This is a genomic window from Bacillota bacterium, assembly GCA_023511455.1.
Lineage (GTDB): Bacteria > Armatimonadota > HRBIN16 > HRBIN16 > HRBIN16 > HRBIN16.
Genome location: JAIMBJ010000030.1, coordinates 24115 through 43911, shown reverse-complemented (window position 1 = coordinate 43911; position 19797 = coordinate 24115). Strand labels below are relative to the sequence as shown.

Here is a 19797-nt window from a genome sequence, read left to right as displayed (position 1 = left end):
CGGGATATACCTGTATCGGCTTTCGGCAGAGGCGCGTGTGCCTACCCTGCCAGACAGGGATAGCAACCGGTCGGATTTTCTGCAACTGACCACAGGATTGCTGGAACTTGTGCAGGATAATGGAGAGCAAGCCACCTACCGCTTACACTATTCGCTAACCTCCTCGGAGAACCGCCCCGCTTCAGAAGCACACCTGGTGGTTTTTGACCCGGAGCTGAACATTGTTCACAGTCACTCCCTGAGCAGTAACCAACTCACACCAGGGCAGCATTGTCTGGAGTTCACGATGCCTTCGCCCGAAGAGTCCGGACGCTATGTGTTCCTGCTTATGGCGACAGACAACCATCATGACATCGACAAAGCCCATCGCCGACGTAAGGCGAAACCAGAAAATGCTCAGAAAGCGTATTCTGCCATTATCGCCTTTGTCAATTCCGATGTCGGTCAGTCACAAGCAGGATATTTCTGGGAAGGATGCAAGAAGATGGGTTTCAAACGGCTAAAGGGGTTTGCTTGGTGGTATGGTAACCCTGATATTGGACAAATGCGCCGTGCGCTGGAGTATATCGACCCTGCAACCGGTTCAAAGCCGCTCAAGGCTGTCCTGTTCTCGGGGCACAGTGGAGCACAGTTTGCAGGAAAGTTGCTACTATTGAGGGGCGAGAACAAACCGCCAGACCAGGCATCCCAACACAGCCAGAAGTGGCTCGTCACCTGCTACGCGGACTGGTATGCGATTTCCGGGCTTCGTGGATGGCAGGATTGTCTCATCCTGGAGAGCATCGGGGGCCGTGGTTATACGCTGACCAACCTGCACCTCGTCCTGCTGGTGGGGTGCGAGCTGGATACGGGAGTGCAGGCAGGCGGACTGAGCGACTGGTTTCTATGGAAAGGGGCGAAAGTGGTGATTACCATCGGCTATCTCGCCGTGCACTCGAATGCAGTGTGTGTATTTCTGGACGGTTGGGAACGCACTAATGAGCCGAAGTCACCCGGCTTTATGGAATTGCTTAAGAATCACACGATACATGAAGCGTACATGACCGCTCGTGAAGCAACCAGAAATTGGGCAGAAACTGCCTACGGTGGGCTAATATGGGCCCGTGGGCAATTCGACGTCGAGTTCCAGGGAGACCCGACTCTGAGGCTCTTACCCTGACGCAAACAGAAGGAGGTAAACCATGAAACGCTTTGTGTTCGTCGCTACGTTTGTGGCGTGGCTTGGTTGGGCGCCGACGGCATCCGCGCAATATGTCTGGCAGTACGTCACCCGCGAGCAGGCAATCCAAAAAGTGCGAGAAATCGTCGGGGATGAAGCCGCGCCAGTGGAGGTTCAATACATCGCACCGCCTTCGCTACGGCTGGGCGTGGAAGCGCTCCACCGTTTGCGCTGTAACAACTGGGAGTTCTTTATTTGCGCCTTCAATATCAACCACTGGAGCTGGAGATGGTACTGGTGGTTGGACGAGTCATTCTACGATGAGCCGTTTAGTGAGGAGATGTTGCGGCGGCGGGCAACGTTGAGCGAGCAGGAGGCGATACCCATCGCCCGTTCCTACATGCAGACCCATTATCCGCTGCCCGAGCTGCTCAACCACATAGAGGTACGTTCGGGCGCAGGGATAGGGCGCATTCCTGCCGAACACACCGTCTACTTCTGGCAGCGGCTGCCGAACGGCGTGTATGGTCCCAGCTGGTGCCGCGTGGATGTAGACAGGGTCTACGGACGGGTGACAGGAGCAAACTGCGTCTACTACCCGCTGTTAGTCAGCACGATACCTGTCCTGACCCCCGAGCAAGCCTTTGCGGCGGCGGCACAACAGCTGGGTTTGGTGAACGCCGAAGCAGGCGTCGTGGATAGGCTATTCGTCATGTACCCAGATCCCTTTGGTTGGCAGACGCTGGTGTATCGATTGACGGTATACGGCGACCGCCCTGGACACGTCTGGCTGGGGTACGGTTGTGCAGTAGATGCGTTTACGGGCACCCTGCTCGGGTGGGACATACTGCAAGGTTCTGCCCGGCAGAAGGGCAAGCCCATCCGCAATACGGCTGCTCCGCGAGAGCGACCCGTGAAGGTAGATTGGGACGGGCGGCTGGTGCATCTGAACCGTCCGGCTATAGACATCGGCGGAGATGCTTACTTTTGGGTGGGCTACCTGATGGCTGGTGGAGAGCGTGGTGGATTGCGCTGGTACAAGAACGGTGCGTGCATCGTGGTCACCAGACGGGGAGAGGTTCGTTTGCAGGCGGGGCAAAGCCGTTATAGCATCGCAGGCAGACAGATGCAGGCATCGAGGGCGCCCCGGCTGATACGGGGTCGCCTGTATGTGCCGATAGAGGTAGTGCGGCAGGTGCTGGGTGCAAACATCCGCTACGACCCCACCAAGCAATGTGTGTTCGTCCGGACCCGGCGGTAACCTGTTCTTGAGCGACGCCGTCAAACGCTTTTCTACTTCGGACGGCAAAGTGTTTGTTATAGACATACACACCGACATGTGGCGCAAGCACCCCAAGTAAAGATGCCGGTGACCTCGTGGAGGGCGCAGGGGCACCCCGCTTTACAACACGCATGTCATGTCCGTGTCATACAGGTTTCTAGCAACATGCCACCACGCCTGCGTGAGGTGGTACGCCGCTTTCCATGCGCTGCCCTCGTAGGTGTGTGTGGGCTGGCAGGACTCGTCCAGCGTCTCGAAGTAGTCGCCGTAGTCGGGGTCGTGAAAGCGGGACAGCACTTCGGGGGCGACGCAAAAGAGTAGTTGGCGATACGAGAGGCGTCGGGTGGTGCGCAACAGGGCGATGGTGAGGATAAGGGCTTCGGAGTAGACCCGCTGCACTCCCTATTTCCGAACACCCTCAGGTACCCTTGACAAAGGAAGGTTTGTTCGGTAAAATCCTACAGGAGTTTGAAGGCAAATCCACAGGGAGTGGGCTGGCAATGGTCGCTGTAGTCAGGACAGGTGGAAAACAGTATAAGGTAGAACCGAATACCATATTGCGTGTGGAAAAACTGCCGGTGGAGGAAGGGCAGACCGTCGAGTTGACCGAGGTGCTGATGGTACAGGACGATAACGGTCTGCGCATTGGCACACCCACCGTACCGAATGCGAAAGTGGTAGCAGAAGTGGTGCGCCACGTCAAGGGTAAGAAGATTATCGGGTTCACGTATAAACCCAAGAAGAACGAGCGGCGTCACTACGGACATCGGCAGTGGCAGACCGTTCTTCGCGTACAGAGCATCGAAGCGTAGAGTGAGGTGAGGTCAATTGGCACACAAGAAAGGTGTCGGCAGCTCCCGCAACGGGCGAGATAGCAAGTCCAAGCGCCTCGGCGTGAAGGAATACGCTGGCGAGTTCGTGAAGGCGGGAAGCATCATCATCCGCCAGCGAGGCACCAAATTCAAGCCCGGCAAGAACGTGGGCATGGGCGGCGATTACACCCTTTTCGCGCTGGTAGACGGCGTGGTGAAATACGAAAGCCACGACAAGAAGAACCGGCGCGTGAGCGTGGTGCCCGTTGCCGAAGCGGTGACTGCATAAATCGGCAGGGTGGTGAGGAAATGAAAAGGCTCGCCAGTGCGCGAGCCTTTTCGTGCATTCGAGGTAGATGATGTTCGTCGACGAAGTCACCATCCAGGTTCAGGCTGGAGACGGCGGGAACGGCTGCGTTGCCTTCCGGCGGGAAAAGTACGTGCCGCGCGGCGGTCCCTCTGGCGGGGATGGTGGACGCGGGGGCGATGTGGTGCTCGTGGCGGACGAGCGCTTAACCACCTTGCTGGACTACCATTTCCAGCGTCACTATCGTGCGGAGCGAGGAGGCAACGGCGGAAGTAACCTGCGGCACGGCAAACACGGGCAACACTGCGAGCTGCGTGTGCCGGTCGGAACCGTGGTGTATGATGAGGAGACCGGCGAGTGGTTAGCAGACCTGGTACAGCCGGGGCAGCGCGTGGTGGTGGCGCGGGGGGGTCGCGGTGGGCACGGAAACGCCTACTTCGCCAACCCGTCACAGCAGACCCCCCGCTTTGCCGAGAAGGGCGAACCGGGCGAGCGGCGCAGACTCCGGCTGGAGCTGAAACTGCTGGCGGATGTGGGTCTGGTCGGATACCCCAACGTGGGCAAGTCTACCCTCATCTCCCGCATCTCTGCCGCCAGACCCAAGATTGCGGACTATCCGTTCACCACGCTGGTACCCAATCTGGGCGTCGTCTTCGTGGAGCCGGGACGCAGCTTCGTGGTGGCGGATTTGCCGGGGCTGATTGAGGGCGCACACGCGGGCGAAGGATTGGGACACCAGTTCCTCCGCCATGTGGAAAGATGCCGTGTGCTGGTGCACCTGCTGGACATCTCCGGCATGACGGGGCGCGACCCCCTGCAGGATTTTGAGGTCATCCAGCGCGAACTGGAATTGTACGACCCCGACCTGTTGCGCCGACCGATGGTGGTTGCGCTGAATAAGGCGGACGTCGCTCCCCCTGAACTCAGGGACCGCGTGCGAGACGCCCTGCGCGAGAAGGGTTATCCGGTGCACGTCATCTCTGCCGCGACAGGAGAAGGCGTCCAATCGCTGGTATACCATCTGGCAGAACTACTGGACTCCATCCCCCCGCCGGCAACGCCGGTGGAGGACATGGTAGTGATTCGTGCTCCGCGGCAGGATGAACGGGCATGGCACGTGGAACAGACCGGCGAACACGAGTTTGAGGTTCAGGGCAAGGGTATCGAGCGCATGGTGAAAATGACCGATTTAGAGAACGAGGAAGCCGTCCGTCGCCTGCATCGCAAGCTGGAGCGCATCGGCGTGCTGCAGCGTTTGCGCGAGGCGGGCATCCAGCATGGCGACACCGTGCGCATCGGTGACGAGGAGTTCGACTTCATCGACGAGGAGCACTGGGAAACCTCGTAATGGCTTACCGAAGGATTGTCATCAAGGTTGGAACAAGTACGCTGACGGATGAAACCGGTGCGCTAGACCGTGTATACATCGCCTCGCTCGCCATGCAGTGCGCAGCAGAACATCGTTCGGGCGCCGATGTGGTGCTGGTGAGTTCCGGCGCTATCCGTGCAGGCATCGACCAGTGGGAAAACTATGCCGCTCAGACCACCCCCTACCAGACACGTGCCACCATGCCTCTCAAGCAGGCGATGGCGGCTATCGGTCAGCCCCTCTTGATGCAGGCGTATCTGGCGGCTTTTGCCGCGTACGACCTGCCCGTCGCACAGGTATTGCTCACCCGTGAGGACTTCGGCGAACGGCAGCGGTTTCTGCACGCCCGCAATACCCTGCAGCAACTGCTGAAAATGGGAGTGGTGCCAGTCATTAACGAAAACGATACTGTCGCCGTTGACGAGATTCGCTTCGGCGATAACGACACGCTGGCGGCGATGGTCGCTTCGTTGCTGGACGCCGACCTGCTCATCCTGCTCTCGGACGTGGAAGGGCTTTACGAGCCCGACGCAGACGGTCGCTACACCCGACTGGTGCGCGAGGTGCATCGGCTGGACGAAAACATCTGGCGTATGGCGCGCGGAAGCAGCACGCGCGTGGGCACGGGCGGGATGGTGACCAAGCTGCAGGCGGCACAGATTGCCACTACCTCCGGCGTGACGATGGTGATTGCGCACGGCAGACACGAGGGGATTATCCACCACATCTGTCGCGGGCATGGATTTGTGGGAACGGTTTTTTATCCCCTGCCCCGCAAATTGTGTCACCGCAAACGCTGGCTGGCGTATGGTCTGCCCGCTGCGGGGACTATCATCGTCAACGAAGGAGCCAGAGAACGTATCGTTACCGATGGCAAAAGCCTGCTTCCAGCAGGCGTGCTCTCCTGTGAAGGTCCTTTTCTCCCCCAGCAGGTCGTGGACGTGCGCGACGAGAAGGGACACGTATTCGCCCGCGGCTTTACGAACTACAGCAGTGAGGAACTGGCGCGTATCGCAGGTTGCCAGACCTCGCAGATTGAGCAAAGGCTCGGCTTCAAGCGCGCCGACGAAGTCATACACCGCGATAATCTGGTGCTGGTGTATGGCGCGTGGGTGTAGCCAACAAACCTGAAGCACGTTTTCCAGAGGAATCAAGGCTCCTGCCGAACCGTATTTTCCCTGAACCTCCGTCAACAGGCTGATGCATCAAAGGCTCCTCTCCTGCAGGAGACCGCCTTGCGTGCCAAGAACTGCTCCAACAGAGTGCAGACATTCCGAGGGAGGAACAGTGACATGAGAAGTGGCAGGGTGTTGTGCTTGCTGGTCGCCGGGATGGTACTGTCTACTGCACCGGTGTTGTCGGCACCTTCGCTCACCCTATCCGACCTGCTCCAGCAGATGATAGACCTCAGCGCGCTGAGCATCAAACCTCTTCAGGGCGAACAGTGCAAACAGGCATCCAGCTACGACCGCGCCAGCCGCATTGTGAATGGCAAGAAGGTAGACTGGTTCGCCAACGGGGATGCCGGTCATTATATCCGCATCGAGGAGCGCAACGGGCGCAGGGAGATGGTGATGGCAGACATCCCGGGTCCGGGCGCGATAGTGCGTATCTGGTCAGCGAACCCGAAGGGTGTTCTGCGCATCTACATCGACGGCGCGGAGAACCCGGTGATCGAGCGCGACTTTGCGAAGCTTTTTGACGGTTCGCTTGGCTATCCTTTCGTACCCCCGCTGGCTGGTATGCGTTCCAGCGGTGCGAATATCTACTTCCCCATTCCCTTTGCCAGGCGCGCGCTGGTTACTGTAGAAGGCGGTGAAGGGATGTACTATCATGTGAACTACCGGCTCTACCCGCCCGGCACCTCCGTAGAGAGTTTCTCGTGGGAGGCGGTGGAGCGTACGCGGCGGCTGGGTGAGCAGGTTGCCCAGCGGCTGGCAAAGCCCTACGAGACGTGGCGTCCTCCTTCTGGTTCCAGAGCGTATGCCATCCGCTGGAGTATCCCCGCAGGCGGTTCACGCACGCTGGAACTGCAGGGACCGGCGCGTGTGGTGGCGATAGAGATGAAGCCGCAGGCGCAAGACTTGCAGAAGGCGTTGCCGGCGGCGGTACTGGAAATCACCTGGGATGATGCCACGTTGCCCTCGGTGTGGTCTCCGCTGGGGGACTTCTTTGGCACGGGACCGGGCTTGAACCCCTATCAGGCGTTGCCCTGCGGGATACTGCAAAACGGCACGATGTACAGCCACTGGGTAATGCCCTTTGCCAGACGGGCAGTGCTGCGCGTGCGCAACGACGGCGATGAACCCCTGAGCCTGTCGGGCAGGGTAGTGGTACAGCCCACGCGCTGGAGCGGTCAGCAACTCTATTTCCACGCGCAGTGGCACACGCAGTATCCCATCCGCTCCCGACCGATGCGCGACTGGACGATGGCGGAAGCGGAGGGCACCGGGCGATTCGTGGGTGTCGCCCTGAGCATCGCAAACCCTGTGAAAGCATGGTGGGGTGAGGGTGACGAGAAGTTCTACGTCGATGGAGAAGATTTTCCGAGCACCTTTGGAACCGGTACGGAGGACTTCTTCGGCTATGCCTGGTGCAACCCAACGCCCTTCACGCATGCCTACCACAACCAGCCCCGCGCCGACGGTCCCGCTAACTTCGGACATGTGTCCAACAACCGTTTCTTGATTATTGACAACGTGCCGTTCCAGCAAAGGTTCCGCGCCGATATCGAGGTGTGGCACTGGGCGGAGACAGAGGTCGGCTACAGCACCATCGGTTACTGGTATACCGACCGCCAGCAGGGCGCACGGAGCTTCCCCACGCTGCGGGAGCGTTTGCCTGTGCGGCTGCCCGAGCTGAAAGTGTACCGCGAGCCGGATGCTATCGAGGGCGAGAAGATGAGCGTGTTAAGCCACACCGGAGGCAACGTCACCATACAGGATATGCAGGGCTTCGGTGAGGCATGGAGCGACGCCAAACATCTTTGGTGGACGGGCGCAAAGCCGGGCGACGTGCTGGAACTGGGCTTTAACGCCAGCAAGGCGGGCACATACGAGCTGATAGCGGCGATGACCAAAGCGGTGGACTACGGTCAGTTTCGCCTGTCGGTCAACGGCACACCCGTCGGCGAAGTGATAGACCTGTTCCACAACGGCGTTATCCACACGGGCAAAATCAGCATGGGAAAGGTGCAGTTGAAGCAGGGGCAAAACGTGTTGCGCGTTGAGGTAGTGGGCACGAACCCCGCCAGCACGGGCGACCGCTACATGTTCGGGCTGGACTTCATCAAGATTCAGGAAGCACCATAAACTCCGGCAGGGGCACCGCGCGTGCCCCTTCGCTCCCCCTGGTCGCGTCCCCACGCGCCACCGAGCCGAACACAGCCATTCGCCGAACGCCGTAGTCCTCTGCGATTTGTTTCCAGTGCGCGGAAAGCACCCGCAACACGCTGTCGCGATGCATTGTTATCGTCCTCCGCCAGTATTTTACCACTGCAGGGTATCTCCCGCAATGTGGCATGGGCACGGAGGAATAACCACCAAAGTGGCGTATCGAGTGATGCGGAACACAGAGGGAGGTAACGATATGTACGGGTGGGGGTTGAGCCTGATGTGCCTGTTGATAGGGATTTCGGTCAGCGCCGCAGCGCAGCAGGTGCTGTTCGATTTCGAGAAGGAAGAGCACCTGAAGGAAGCAGTACGCAACGAGGTTCAGATACAGCGCGTGCCGGCGGGTGGCAAACTGTCGGGGCAGGCTCTGCAGGTGGAGTTTCAGCCCGCTGAATGGCCGAACGTCACGTTCCGTCCTGCCCAGGCGTGGAACTGGACGGGAGCAGGCGCGCTGGCGATAGATATCTATAATCCCAACACCGAACCGGTATGGTTTGGCATCCGCGTGGACGACGACCCGCGCGCCGACGGCTGGAACCACTGTCGTCAGGCAACCACCACCATCGGCGCCGGGGAGACCCAGACCTACGTGCTTCCCCTTGCCTTCAACCCGATGGACTACGGCATGAGAGGTTTGCCGCCGCTGGTGCAGGGTGGTGGCATTCTGCTGGGAGTGGCAAATCCGCACAGGCTGAACCTGAGCCATATCGTGGCGTTTCAGGTCTTTCTCCACCGTCCAGCCAAACCGATAAAACTGCATATCGACAACATCCGCCTGATCGAAGGCAGTGCGCCGGTCAAAGGCATTGTCGATCGCTTTGGGCAGTGGGCAGGTGGCGACTGGCCCGGAAAAGTGAAGGACGAGGCGGACCTGAGACGGAGACGCCAGCAGGAGGAACAGGAGTTGCGGCGGTTCCCCACCTTGCCCGACCGCGACGAGTACGGCGGCTGGAAGAGTGGTCCCAAACTGCAGGCGACCGGCTATTTCCGCACCGCCAAACACGACGGCAAATGGTGGCTGGTGACTCCAGCAGGCACGCTGTTCGTCTCGCTGGGGATGGATTGTGTGCATACTGGCGACGCCACCTTCATCACCGGACGCGAGGAGATGTTCACCTGGCTGCCTGAAGAGGGCAGTCCACTGGCAAGGCATATCGGTTATCATTCGGGGATACACTCGGGACCAGTGAAAGAGGGTAGAACCATCAACTGGTATGCCCTGAACCTGCAGCGCAAGTACGGGGAGAACTACAAGCCGCTGTGGATGGACGTGACCTTGCGCCGCTTGCACTCATGGGGGTTTAACACCATCGCCAACTGGTCGGACTGGGACTTCTACCGCAACGGAAAGGTTCCCTACGTGGGCACGGCGCACATCGGTGGTGACCACGCTAGGGTTGCCAGCGGCAACGACTACTGGGGCAAGATGCACGACCCCTTTGACCCCAAATTCGAGCAAAGCGTGCGCAACTCCCTGCGCGCAGTCACACAGCGCATCGGTGACGACCCCTGGTGCATTGGCTATTTCGTGGACAACGAGCTGAGCTGGGCTGGCACAGGCGAAGAGGGCGGTCGTTACGGACTGGCGTACGGCACGTTGCAGGAAGACGCGGCAAACTCGCCCGCCAAGCGCGCCTTCGTGCAGCAGCTGCGCCAGAAGTACGGTCAGATAGAAAGACTGAACGCGGCGTGGAACAGCTCCTTTGCCAGCTGGGAGGAACTGGAGAAACCCCAGAGGCTGCAGCCGCCATCCACCGATGCCCGCAGGCAGGACTTCGCGGAGTTTGTCAAAAACCTGGCGAGGCAGTACTTCCGTACGGTGCGTCAGGTGCTGAAGGAGCTCGCGCCCAATCATCTGTATCTGGGCTGTCGGTTTGCGTGGTACGGGCAAGATGCCGTCGAGGCGGCGGCGGAGTATTGCGACGTCATCAGCTTCAACATCTACGCGCCGCGAGTGGAGCGCGAACGCTATAGCATTGTGGAGCGACTGGACAAACCCGCCATCATCGGCGAGTTTCACTTCGGTGCGCTGGACAGGGGCATGTTCCACACCGGACTGGTCGCCGCGAAAGACCAGCACGACCGCGCCCGCATGTATAAGGACTACCTGACCAGTGTGTTGACACATCCCAACTTCGTGGGCTGCCACTGGTTCCAGTACAACGACCAGCCGCTTACCGGACGCTGGTTCGACGGCGAGAACTACAATATCGGTTTTGTCACCATCACCGATACGCCCTACCCCGAGATGGTACAGGCAGCGCGGGAGATACACGGCGAGGCATACCGCATCCGCTCGAGCAGTTCACGCTAATCGCTCGTCCAGCCGTAAGCCCAGGTGCTCCGCCAGGTGGACTGCTTGCCAGTACTCCTGTGCGGTGATGCGACGGTTGATTTCGGGGTACCGTTCTGAGGAAACCATGCCCGCGGGGTGGTACTGCGCCATCACGTTCACGTAAGTGTCGGGCGCGACCTGCTCGGCGAGAAAGCGCAGGATATGCTCGGTGCCTGCCACTGCGTTTGGCATCACTAGATGGCGCACCAGCACGCCCCGCTTCGCCAGCCCATTCTCGTCGAACTTCAGCGCGCCTACCTGCCGGTGCATCTCCTGAATCACGCGGCGGGCGACCTCGGGGTAGTCTCGCGCTTTGAGATAGCGGTGTGCCTTCTCGGGGTCCCATATCTTGAAGTCGGGCATGTAGATGTCCACAACGCCGTCCAGCAGGCGCAGGCTCTCCATCGAATCATAGGCGGAGGTGTTATACACGATGGGCAAGCGCAGACCGCCCTCCACAGCAAGCACCAGCGCCTCCAGCACCTGCGGCACCACATGTTCGGGCGTGACCAGATTGATGTTGTGACAGCCCAGCGACTGCAGGTGAAGCATCATGCTTGCCAGCCGCTCGGGACGAACCTCTACGCCTTCGCCGCGGTGGCTGAGGTCGCTGTTCTGGCAGAACACACAGCGCAGGTTACACCATGAGAAGAAGATGGTACCGCTGCCGTTCCATCCACGCAGGCAGTCTTCCTCGCCGTGGTGCGGGAAATAACTGGACACCCGTGCGAACCTGCCTATGCGACAGATACCCCTTTCGTCCGCCAGGCGGTTAACGTCGCAATGGCGTGGGCAGACGCGACACTGCTCCAGCAACGCGACTGCCTCCTCCACCCGCCGCTGCAGTTCGCCCCTGCGGTACAGCGCCAGATAGGCGGGTTCAAAGCTCCCTGAGGGGATGAGGTATCGCTCCGCAGTGCCCGTTTGGCGATGCATGGTTTGCTCACCCACCGTGATGATGATACCCCAAATGCAGCAGCAGGTGTGCAAGGAGGACAAGCGAAGGTGGTCTCAGAAGGTATGGTGGGCGATGGAGGACTTGAACCTCCGACCTCCTCGGTGTGAACGAGGCGCTCTTCCACTGAGCTAATCGCCCACCTTCACGGTCTGGTGCCGAGGACGGGACTTGAACCCGTACGCCTTGCGGCACACGCCCCTCAAACGTGCGCGTCTACCAGTTCCGCCACCTCGGCACCGATATGGTAGCCCCAGGGGGATTCGAACCCCCGATCTCCTGGCTGAAAACCAGGTGTCCTAGTCCACTAGACGATGGGGCCATAACCTTGACGGACTTATTATACAGGGTATCACGCGCATCTGTCAAGGGAGCAAGAGGATAGGAGATGGGGTGCTGCACAAATTCTGGGCGGAATGTAACCCCCGCCATCGGCTTGGGCAAACTGCAGCCCGCGGCTACCAGGGGTGGCGCCGCATCCCTCTCCCACAGCGCGCAAAGGCGTCTGGGGTGAGGGCACAACCATCATCTGCCGAAAATGACTATTAGACTTGTCTCGGCTTAGCACAGGGGAGAGATTCAAACATGCGCTCCATGATGATTGTGTGCACGTGTCTCTGGGCATTCGCTATGGGGTCTGCTTACAGTGACCCCTCGCCGCCCTCGCAGGACCTCACTCAGCTTAGCATTGAGGAACTCATGCAGATAGAGGTTGTTACCGCCTCCAAGAAGGCACAGCCGGTATGGGATGTACCCGCTTCGGTATACGTGATTACCGCAGAGGACATCCACCGCATGGGCGCAACCAGCATCCCTGAGGTGCTTCGCCTCGTGCCCGGCGTGCATGTGGGCATCATCGACGCCAGCAAGTGGGCGGTAGCAGTGCGCGGATTCAACGGTCGCTACTCGAATAAGCTCCTGGTGCTGATGGACGGACGCAGCGTCTACACCCCCTTCTTCTCCGGTGTATACTGGGATGCGCAGCCGCCCCTGTTTATGCAGGACATCGAACGCATCGAGGTTATTCGTGGGCCTGGTGCAGCCCTCTGGGGCGCCAACGCGGTCAATGGAGTTATTAACATCATCACCAAATCCGCCCGAGAAACGCAGGGGACGCTGTGGGTATCAGGTGGTGGAAGTGAGGAACAAGCCTTCGGCGGATGGCGCGTTGGAGGCAAACTCGGCGACAACGGATACTACCGGGCGTATACTCTCTACCAGGAGCGGGATGACCTCGAACAGGACAGGGAGTATGTGCGCAACAACGACGGATGGCTGGTGCGACGCAGTGGTTTTCGCGCCGACTGGAACCGCTCCCCGAACGAGAGCTTCATCCTACACGGTGAAGTGTATACCGGCAGGGCGGGGCAGCGGCTGCGCATCCCCGACGTTACCCTGCCCGGAGCGCGCATCATCGATGACCGCTATACCATCTCCGGTTACTACCTGATGGGCACGTGGAACCGTCAGCGAGGCAATATCACCGATATCCTGCACGTTTACTATGACCACAGTGGGCGTTCACCCATCGAGCTCACACAGTTCCGCGATATTGTGGACCTCAACTGGCAGCAGAGGATACAGGCGAACGAGAAGCGTGATATTCTCTGGGGTATCGAATACAAGTACACCTCGGACAAAACCTTTGCCGGGCCGCTCATGTCCCTGCAGCCGCCCAGCCGGGTCGACCATATCTTCGGGGCGTTCGTGCAGGGCGATCTCACACTCAACAGCAATACCCGCTTGACCATTGGCTCGAAGCTGGAGAACAACAGCTACACCGCGTGGGAGTTGCAACCGAACCTGCGCCTGCTGTGGAAGCCGAACGAGAAGAATGTCTGGTGGGGAGCGGTATCGCGGGCGGTTCGGATGCCCACCCGGGCGGAACGTTCCATCGTCATCCAGGCTTACTATGAGGGCATGGCGAGTGGCTTGCCGGTGGTCTCACGTATCTACGGCAGTCCGGACTTTCGCTCGGAAGAGGTAACCGCTTACGAACTGGGCTACCGAAGTCAGCCCCACCAGAACCTGTCGCTGGATGTCTCGGCGTTCTATAACGTGTACAGGAACCTGCGCAGTTTCGAACCGGCAGACCCCTTTGTGGAAGCAACGCCTGTGCCCCACCTGGTGGTACCGGTGTACATGAGCAACAAGTTACATGGACGGACGTACGGCTTCGAGGTCTCCGCCCGCTGGAATGTGACCGGCAACTGGACGCTGGACCTCGGGTATGCGAACATCACCTATCGCCTGCAACAGGCGCCGGACAGCAAAGACCCCTTCAGACTGCACAGTGACAGCACCAGTAACACGCCGAGGCACCAGTTTAACATCGGCTCGCACCTGAACCTGTCCAGAGGATGGCATGTGGATACCTATCTCTTCTTCGTGGACAGGTTATTCGGGATGGACTTCCTGCCCAGCTACTACCGGCTGGACGTCTCTATCGGCTGGCGCGTCACGGACAGGGTGAAGATGAGGCTCACTCTGCAGAACTTGCTCAAGCGCGACATCCGCGAGTTCGAGCATCCGCTGTGGGAACGCGACAGTATTCCCCAGCGGGCAGTATATGGAACAATCTCATGGCAGTTCTAAAAAGCAAACAGATTCGCTTACATGCAATGCACAAAGTGTTTGTGGCAGTGATTGTTACCCTGCCACTGGCAGTCGCGCACGCACAGGGCTACAACGAAACGGAGGTAAAAGCCGCTTTCCTTTACCACTTTACAAGTTACATCGAGTATTCTTCCAGTGCCTTTGCCAGCACCTCGGCTCCGTTCGTGATCGGGGTGCTGGGTAAGTCCGGCATCACAGACGCCCTTCAGCAAGCGGTACACGGCAAGAGCGTGAAGGGTAGAGCCATCGTGGTCAAACAGGTGAGTATCGGGCAGGAGTTGCGGGAGTGTCACATCCTGTTTGTGCCGGATGCGGAAGCCAAAAGCCTGCCCCGCATTCTGGAGATACTGGGTGACTCCCCTGTGCTGGTGGTTGGGGAGAGCGAGGGTTTCGCCGCGAAAGGCGGCATGATAGGTTTCTTTGTGGAGCAGAAGCGGGTGCGGTTTGAGATTAATCTCGAGGCCGCCCGACGAGCGCATGTGTCCATCAGTTCGAAACTGCTCAGCCTGGCAAGAATCGTCAAGGAAAAGCGGAGGGACTAGCGGGCGTGTTGCAGCGAGTTCGCTTGTCTATTGTGTGGAAGATAGTGATTGTCAGCCTCGTCGCCTCCACTCTGGCACTGCTGATAGCATCGGTTACTATTGTTTTGTATGACGCCGCTGTGTATCGGCACAATGCCGCAGGTCATGCTCTCTCTGTAGCGAAGATAACCGCCACGAACGTTGCCGCTGCACTCACCTTTGGAGATGAAAAGGCGTGCGCGGAGGTGCTGTTGTCACTGCGCTCCACGCAGGAAATCCTGAGCGCAGCCGTGTATACACCCGACAAGCGGCTTTTTGCCAGCTACTTACGCTCCGATGAATCGCCCGACACGATGCTTCCATCGACCTTTGAGGAAGGGGTACATCACGGGCAAAACGCCATCGAAGTGGTAATGCCGGTAACCAGCGAGGGTTCCGAAAAAGTCGGCACGCTCCACCTGCGCTACGACCTTCGCGGCTGGCATGGGCACCTGCGTCGTTATGCTGGCTCTTTTGGCGTTCTGCTGTTGTTTTCGGCAGTGCTGGCGTTTCTGCTGTCAAGAAGGCTCCAGCGCTGGATCACCGACCCCATCCTGAAGCTGGTGGACGCCATGCGCTACGTCTCCGAGAAAAAGGACTACTCGATACATATCAATACCCCCTCGCACGATGAGATTGGCATTCTCACGCAGGGCTTCAACCAGATGCTGGCGGAGATTAAGGCGCGCGAGGCTGCACTGCAGAACATGAACGCCGAGCTGGAGATGCGTGTGGAAATGCGCACGCAGCAGTTGCAACAGGAAATCGCGGAGCGCAAGAAGACCGAGCAGGAGTTAATCCAAGCGCGTGAGGCGGCACTGGAAGCATCCAAACTCAAGTCGCAGTTCCTCGCCAACATGAGCCACGAAATCCGCACCCCGATGAACGGCATTATCGGCATGACCGAACTGCTTTTGCAGACCGACCTGCGCGAGGAGCAACGAGAGTATGTGGAAACCATCAAGTACAGTGCGGATTCCCTGCTCTCCGTCATTAACGATATTCTCGACTTCTCCAAGATCGAAGCGGGGAAGATGACCATCGAGCAGGTAGACTTTAACCTGCGCAGTGTGGTGGAAGAGGTGGGCGCCACATTTGCCCGACCGGCCCACGAAAAAGGGCTGGAGCTGCTCACGGTGGTGCCGCCGGATATCCCTGATGTTTTGCGCGGAGACCCCGTTCGTATCAAACAGATACTGAACAACCTGACCTCCAACGCGGTGAAGTTCACCGAGAAGGGCGAGGTGGTTATCAGCGCGGAGGTGATTTATGAGACCGATTCCACCGTCGGGATACGTCTCTCCGTCAAGGATACCGGCATCGGCATCGCCCCCGAGCAACAGGCAACCATCTTCGAGAGTTTCACTCAGGCAGATGGTTCGGTGACCCGCAAGTACGGGGGCACGGGTCTGGGATTGACCATCAGCCGGCAGCTGACCGAGCTGATGGGAGGCAGGATTGGCGTGCAAAGCACACCCGGCGAGGGCAGCACCTTCTGGGTGGAGCTGCCTTTGCAGAAGTCACAGAATCAACAAAAGGGCGCACCAATGACTCCTGACCAGAAAATCAGCAGCCTGCGTGTGCTGGTCGTGGATGACAACGCCACAAACCGCCGCATCCTGCGAGAACACCTGCAGTCGTGGGGATGCACCGTACAGGAGGCAGACAGCGGACAGCAAGCGCTGAGGATGCTCACCTCGGTTTCCCCCTGCCCGTTCGACGCGGTGGTGCTGGACTACCAGATGCCGGGGATGCATGGAGTGGATGTCGCCAAGCATATTCGCTCCATCGAAACGCTGTCACCATGTAAAATCATCTTACTCTCTTCTGTCGGCTCGCCGGTGCGACAGCAGGCAGAACAGCCCGGTGTGGATGTCTGGCTCACGAAACCGGTGCGCCGTTCGCAGCTGTACAACGCCCTGTGCGAGGCCGCCGGTATCAGCCATGAAATAACCCAACCAGACACCCCCAGGATGGAGCGACGCACTGCCAGCGTGCGCGTCCTGCTGGTGGAAGACAACGAGGTCAACCGCAAACTGGCTCTGCACATGTTGCAACGACTGGGGTGCTCGGTGGAGGTGGCAATGAACGGGCGAGAGGCAGTAGATCTCACCGCAAACCGCGTGTATGACCTGGTCTTCATGGATATCCAGATGCCGGAGATGGACGGCATCGAGGCAACCCGTCTCATCCGCGAACGAGAGAGGAGCACTGGCAAGCACCTGCCCATTGTGGCTATGACTGCCCACGCTATGGAGGGCGACCGCGAGCGATGCCTGGCGGCAGGCATGGACGACTATCTCAGCAAGCCGGTGAAAATAGACCTTCTGGCGCAGATGGTGGAAAAGTGGAACCCGGTACGCCGCCGCGCGCGGACACCTCTTCTCGGAGAGGCAGTCCGCAGCCGGTTTGCGCAGGAGGCGCGCTGGCTGGTTGCGGAGATGACACAGGCTTTACAGGCGCGAGATGTCAACTACGCACGCCATACCCTGATGTCCTTGAAGCGTCTGAGCATTGCCGCTGGCGCGAAGGATGTGGAATCCCTCTGCGATCAGATGAACGATGCGCTCTCTCAGGACGCGCTGGATGAACAGATACAGAATGAAGACGAACTGTTACGGTTGGTGGAAGCTTACGAAAAGCAACAGAAAAACGACGAGGGGCTTGCAGCATGAGGGTGTTGATTGCCGAAGACGATGGCGTTTCGCGACTGGTGCTGCAAAAGGCGATGGAAGAGCTGGGATATACGGTGCACGCCACCAAAGACGGCGCCGAAGCATGGGAAGCCTTTTGCCAGCAGGAGTTCCCGCTGGTCATCTCCGACTGGATGATGCCCGGCGTGGACGGGCTGGAGCTTTGCCGACGGATTCGTGCCCGGCAAAACAAACAGTATACCTACTTTATCCTGTTGACAGCCCGCGACTCCAAGCAGGACCGTTTCCATGCCATTGAAACCGGCGCCGATGATTTTCTCTCCAAGCCGCTGGACCGCGTAGAGCTGGCCTCTCGTCTCAGCGTGGCGAGGCGCATTCTGGACATGGAACAGCGTTTGCGTCAGGCGTACGACGAACTCGCCCGCCAGAAAGAGGAGCTGGAGATGAAAACGCAGGCGCTGGAGCAGTCGCAGGAGATGATTCAGCAGGCGAACCTGCGATTCCGGGAGCTGTTCGAAAACGTACCCGTGGCGTGCTTTACCTTTGATGCGGCGGGAGTTATCTACGAATGGAACCGTGCAGCCTCTCAGCTTTACGGCTGGGAAGAGTACGAGGTGTTAACAAGCTCCATCTTCGATACCATCATCCCTCCTGAAAACGAAGAGGCGATGACCGAACTTATCCACCTGATTATGCGAGGCGAACAGAACATCACGGTGCAGAGCGTGGACCGCTGCCGGGATGGCAGCACGCGGCACGTGCTGCGCAGTCTGTTTCCGTTGCACGGACCCGCCGGGGAAGTGGTGGGTGGTATCTGTGCCAGCGTGGACATCACCCAAAGGGTGCAGTACGAGCAGAAGCTTCGCGCTCTCAACGAACGTCTGGAAAGCCTGGCGTTTACCGACGCGCTGACCGGGTTGTTGAACCACCGCGCCTTGCAGGACAAACTCGCGGAGTTTTTCACGGCGGCTCGGCAGGAAGAATGTACGTTTTCATTTGTATTGCTGGATATAGACCACTTCAAGCGTTTTAACGATACGTATGGACACCGGGCAGGCGACGACGTACTGCGCCTGGTAGCACAGACCCTGCAAGAAAACGCTCCCGCAGGAAGCTTTACGGCAAGATACGGTGGCGAGGAGATGTGCGTGCTGCTGCCGTGCCACACTCTGAGTGAAGCCGTCTGTGTCGCAGAGCAACTGCGTCAGGCGATTGCGGAGCTGCGCACTCCCTATCGTCAGGTTACCGCCAGCTTCGGTGTGGCGGAGTATATGCCGTATATGCTGTCTCCCTCCGAACTCGTGGAGGTGGCAGACGCCGCGCTGTACGAAGCCAAACGCGCCGGGCGCAACTGCGTGCGCCCTCTGATGGAGAAGCGACAGGAAGAGGCGGCTGCTTAGCGCCGGTTGGTGGAAGCCTCCTGTGCCGCCTTGGCAATCAGTGTACGTGGCGGAAGAAAAGTGATGTTTTCCCGCGCGGTCTCCAGCGTGTGTACGGGAACATGCTCCTGCCCTTTCAGCAGCTCACCCACAATCGCCTCCACCGAGCTTTCTGGAGTGGATGCACCGCTGGTGATACCGACCACTCGGTAATCGGTACGCCATTCTGGCTGTACCTCTTCGGGATCCAAAAGCAGATAGGCGGGTACTCCCTCTTCCCGCGCCACTTCGCACAGACGGTTGGAGTTGCTGCTGCTTCGGCTGCCGACAACCAGTAGCAGGTCGCACCGCTTTGCCAGCTCCCTTACGGCGTTCTGGCGATTGGTGGTGGCATAGCAGATATCTTCCTTCGGAGGCGTTTCGAGGTGCGGAAAACGCCGTTTCAACACCGCCATGATGCGTTCCACCTCGTAAACGCTCAGGGTGGTCTGAGTGGCGACCGCCAGTTTGCCTTCAGGCACCTGCACACGCTCGGCGTCCTCCACCGTTTGCACCAGTGTGATTTGCCCGGGCGCGTGTCCCATCGTGCCCTTCGCTTCCACGTGCCCAGCGTGCCCGATGTAGATGACGTAATACCCCTGCGCGGCGAACCGCTGTACCTCGCGGTGCACCTTCGATACCAGCGGGCAAGTGGCATCGACGACGCGCAGGTTGCGTGCAGCTGCATCCTGACGAACCTGGGGCGATACCCCGTGCGCACTGAACACCACCGTAGAACCCGGAGGTATCTCGGAAAGGTCTTCGACGAAGATCACGCCTCTTTGCTCGAACGAGCGCACCACATGCTCGTTATGCACAATGGCATGGCGCATGTATATCGGAGTGCCATACGCCTCTATTGCCAGGTTCAGCACCTCGATGGCGTACGACACCCCTGCGCAGAAACCACGCGGTGAAGCCAGAATAATCGTCTCCAT

At 59.2% G+C, this 19797-nt stretch carries 16 protein-coding genes and 3 tRNA genes; 12 read left to right on the top strand and 7 right to left on the bottom strand.

Features of this window, described 5'->3' with window-relative positions:
* Together K6U75_13830 and K6U75_13825 are read left to right on the top strand one after the other, a co-directional pair.
* The coding region (locus K6U75_13830; protein MCL6476117.1) for a hypothetical protein at window positions 1–1159 on the top strand (1159 nt) is incomplete at its 5' end.
* Between the two features lie 22 nt (window positions 1160–1181).
* Window positions 1182–2420, top strand: a complete 1239-nt coding sequence (locus K6U75_13825) for a copper amine oxidase N-terminal domain-containing protein (GenBank protein ID MCL6476116.1) — start codon at window positions 1182–1184, stop codon at window positions 2418–2420.
* Window positions 2421–2561: 141 nt separating this feature from the next.
* Here the strand turns inward: K6U75_13825 and K6U75_13820 are convergent, their stop codons facing one another.
* Complete coding sequence (locus K6U75_13820; GenBank protein MCL6476115.1) at window positions 2562–2840, bottom strand: hypothetical protein; 279 nt, start codon at window positions 2838–2840, stop codon at window positions 2562–2564.
* 101 nt (window positions 2841–2941) lie between these two features.
* Between K6U75_13820 and rplU the strand changes: the two genes are divergently transcribed.
* The 5 genes from rplU (at window position 2942) to K6U75_13795 (ending at window position 8240) form a co-directional block, all read left to right on the top strand.
* Window positions 2942–3253: a 50S ribosomal protein L21 gene (rplU, locus tag K6U75_13815; GenBank protein ID MCL6476114.1), complete on the top strand. Its 312-nt coding sequence runs from the start codon at window positions 2942–2944 to the stop codon at window positions 3251–3253.
* Between the two features lie 16 nt (window positions 3254–3269).
* Complete coding sequence (gene rpmA, locus K6U75_13810) at window positions 3270–3542, top strand: 50S ribosomal protein L27 (protein ID MCL6476113.1); 273 nt, start codon at window positions 3270–3272, stop codon at window positions 3540–3542.
* Between the two features lie 70 nt (window positions 3543–3612).
* The gene (gene obgE, locus K6U75_13805) at window positions 3613–4908 is read left to right on the top strand and encodes a GTPase ObgE (protein MCL6476112.1); all 1296 of its coding nucleotides are present in this window, start codon (window positions 3613–3615) and stop codon (window positions 4906–4908) included.
* A complete protein-coding gene (proB, locus tag K6U75_13800; GenBank protein ID MCL6476111.1) occupies window positions 4908–6047 on the top strand; it encodes a glutamate 5-kinase in 1140 nt (379 codons plus the stop codon). The genes obgE and proB overlap by 1 nt, the downstream gene beginning before the upstream one ends.
* Before the next feature lie 174 nt (window positions 6048–6221).
* Window positions 6222–8240, top strand: coding sequence for a DUF2961 domain-containing protein (locus K6U75_13795; protein MCL6476110.1), 2019 nt, complete (start codon window positions 6222–6224; stop codon window positions 8238–8240).
* Here the strand turns inward: K6U75_13795 and K6U75_13790 are convergent.
* Window positions 8218–8394 (bottom strand): nucleotidyltransferase domain-containing protein, encoded by a 177-nt coding sequence (locus K6U75_13790; GenBank protein ID MCL6476109.1) that lies wholly within the window; start codon window positions 8392–8394, stop codon window positions 8218–8220. The two genes, K6U75_13795 and K6U75_13790, sit on opposite strands and share 23 nt — an antisense overlap.
* A 123-nt stretch (window positions 8395–8517) precedes the next feature.
* Here K6U75_13790 and K6U75_13785 point away from each other — a divergent pair, with 123 nt between their 5' ends.
* Entirely contained in the window at window positions 8518–10635 is a 2118-nt protein-coding gene (locus K6U75_13785; protein MCL6476108.1) for a beta-galactosidase, read from the top strand.
* Here K6U75_13785 and K6U75_13780 read toward each other — a convergent pair.
* The 4 genes from K6U75_13780 to K6U75_13765 form a co-directional block, all read right to left on the bottom strand.
* Window positions 10627–11592: a radical SAM protein gene (locus K6U75_13780; protein MCL6476107.1), complete on the bottom strand. Its 966-nt coding sequence runs from the start codon at window positions 11590–11592 to the stop codon at window positions 10627–10629. The two genes, K6U75_13785 and K6U75_13780, sit on opposite strands and share 9 nt — an antisense overlap.
* 85 nt (window positions 11593–11677) lie before the next feature.
* Window positions 11678–11752 (bottom strand) — tRNA-Val (locus K6U75_13775).
* Window positions 11753–11764: 12 nt separating this feature from the next.
* Window positions 11765–11849, bottom strand: a tRNA-Leu gene (locus K6U75_13770).
* A 7-nt stretch (window positions 11850–11856) separates the two neighbouring features.
* Window positions 11857–11933, bottom strand: a tRNA-Glu gene (locus tag K6U75_13765).
* A gap of 377 nt (window positions 11934–12310) precedes the next feature.
* On the opposite strand from K6U75_13765, the gene K6U75_13760 reads away from it, so the two are divergent.
* Genes K6U75_13760 through K6U75_13745 form a run of 4 tightly spaced genes read left to right on the top strand, consistent with a single transcriptional unit; the run spans window position 12311 to window position 18841 of the window.
* A complete protein-coding gene (locus tag K6U75_13760) occupies window positions 12311–14206 on the top strand; it encodes a TonB-dependent receptor (protein ID MCL6476106.1) in 1896 nt (631 codons plus the stop codon).
* Complete coding sequence (locus K6U75_13755) at window positions 14194–14769, top strand: YfiR family protein (GenBank protein ID MCL6476105.1); 576 nt, start codon at window positions 14194–14196, stop codon at window positions 14767–14769. The genes K6U75_13760 and K6U75_13755 overlap by 13 nt, the downstream gene beginning before the upstream one ends.
* 5 nt (window positions 14770–14774) lie before the next feature.
* Window positions 14775–17462, top strand: a complete 2688-nt coding sequence (locus K6U75_13750) for a response regulator (GenBank protein ID MCL6476104.1) — start codon at window positions 14775–14777, stop codon at window positions 17460–17462.
* Window positions 17459–18841, top strand: coding sequence for a diguanylate cyclase (locus tag K6U75_13745; protein ID MCL6476103.1), 1383 nt, complete (start codon window positions 17459–17461; stop codon window positions 18839–18841). The genes K6U75_13750 and K6U75_13745 overlap by 4 nt, the downstream gene beginning before the upstream one ends.
* On the opposite strand, the gene ispH is transcribed toward K6U75_13745, so the two are convergent.
* Complete coding sequence (gene ispH, locus K6U75_13740; GenBank protein ID MCL6476102.1) at window positions 18838–19797, bottom strand: 4-hydroxy-3-methylbut-2-enyl diphosphate reductase; 960 nt, start codon at window positions 19795–19797, stop codon at window positions 18838–18840. The genes K6U75_13745 and ispH overlap by 4 nt on opposite strands.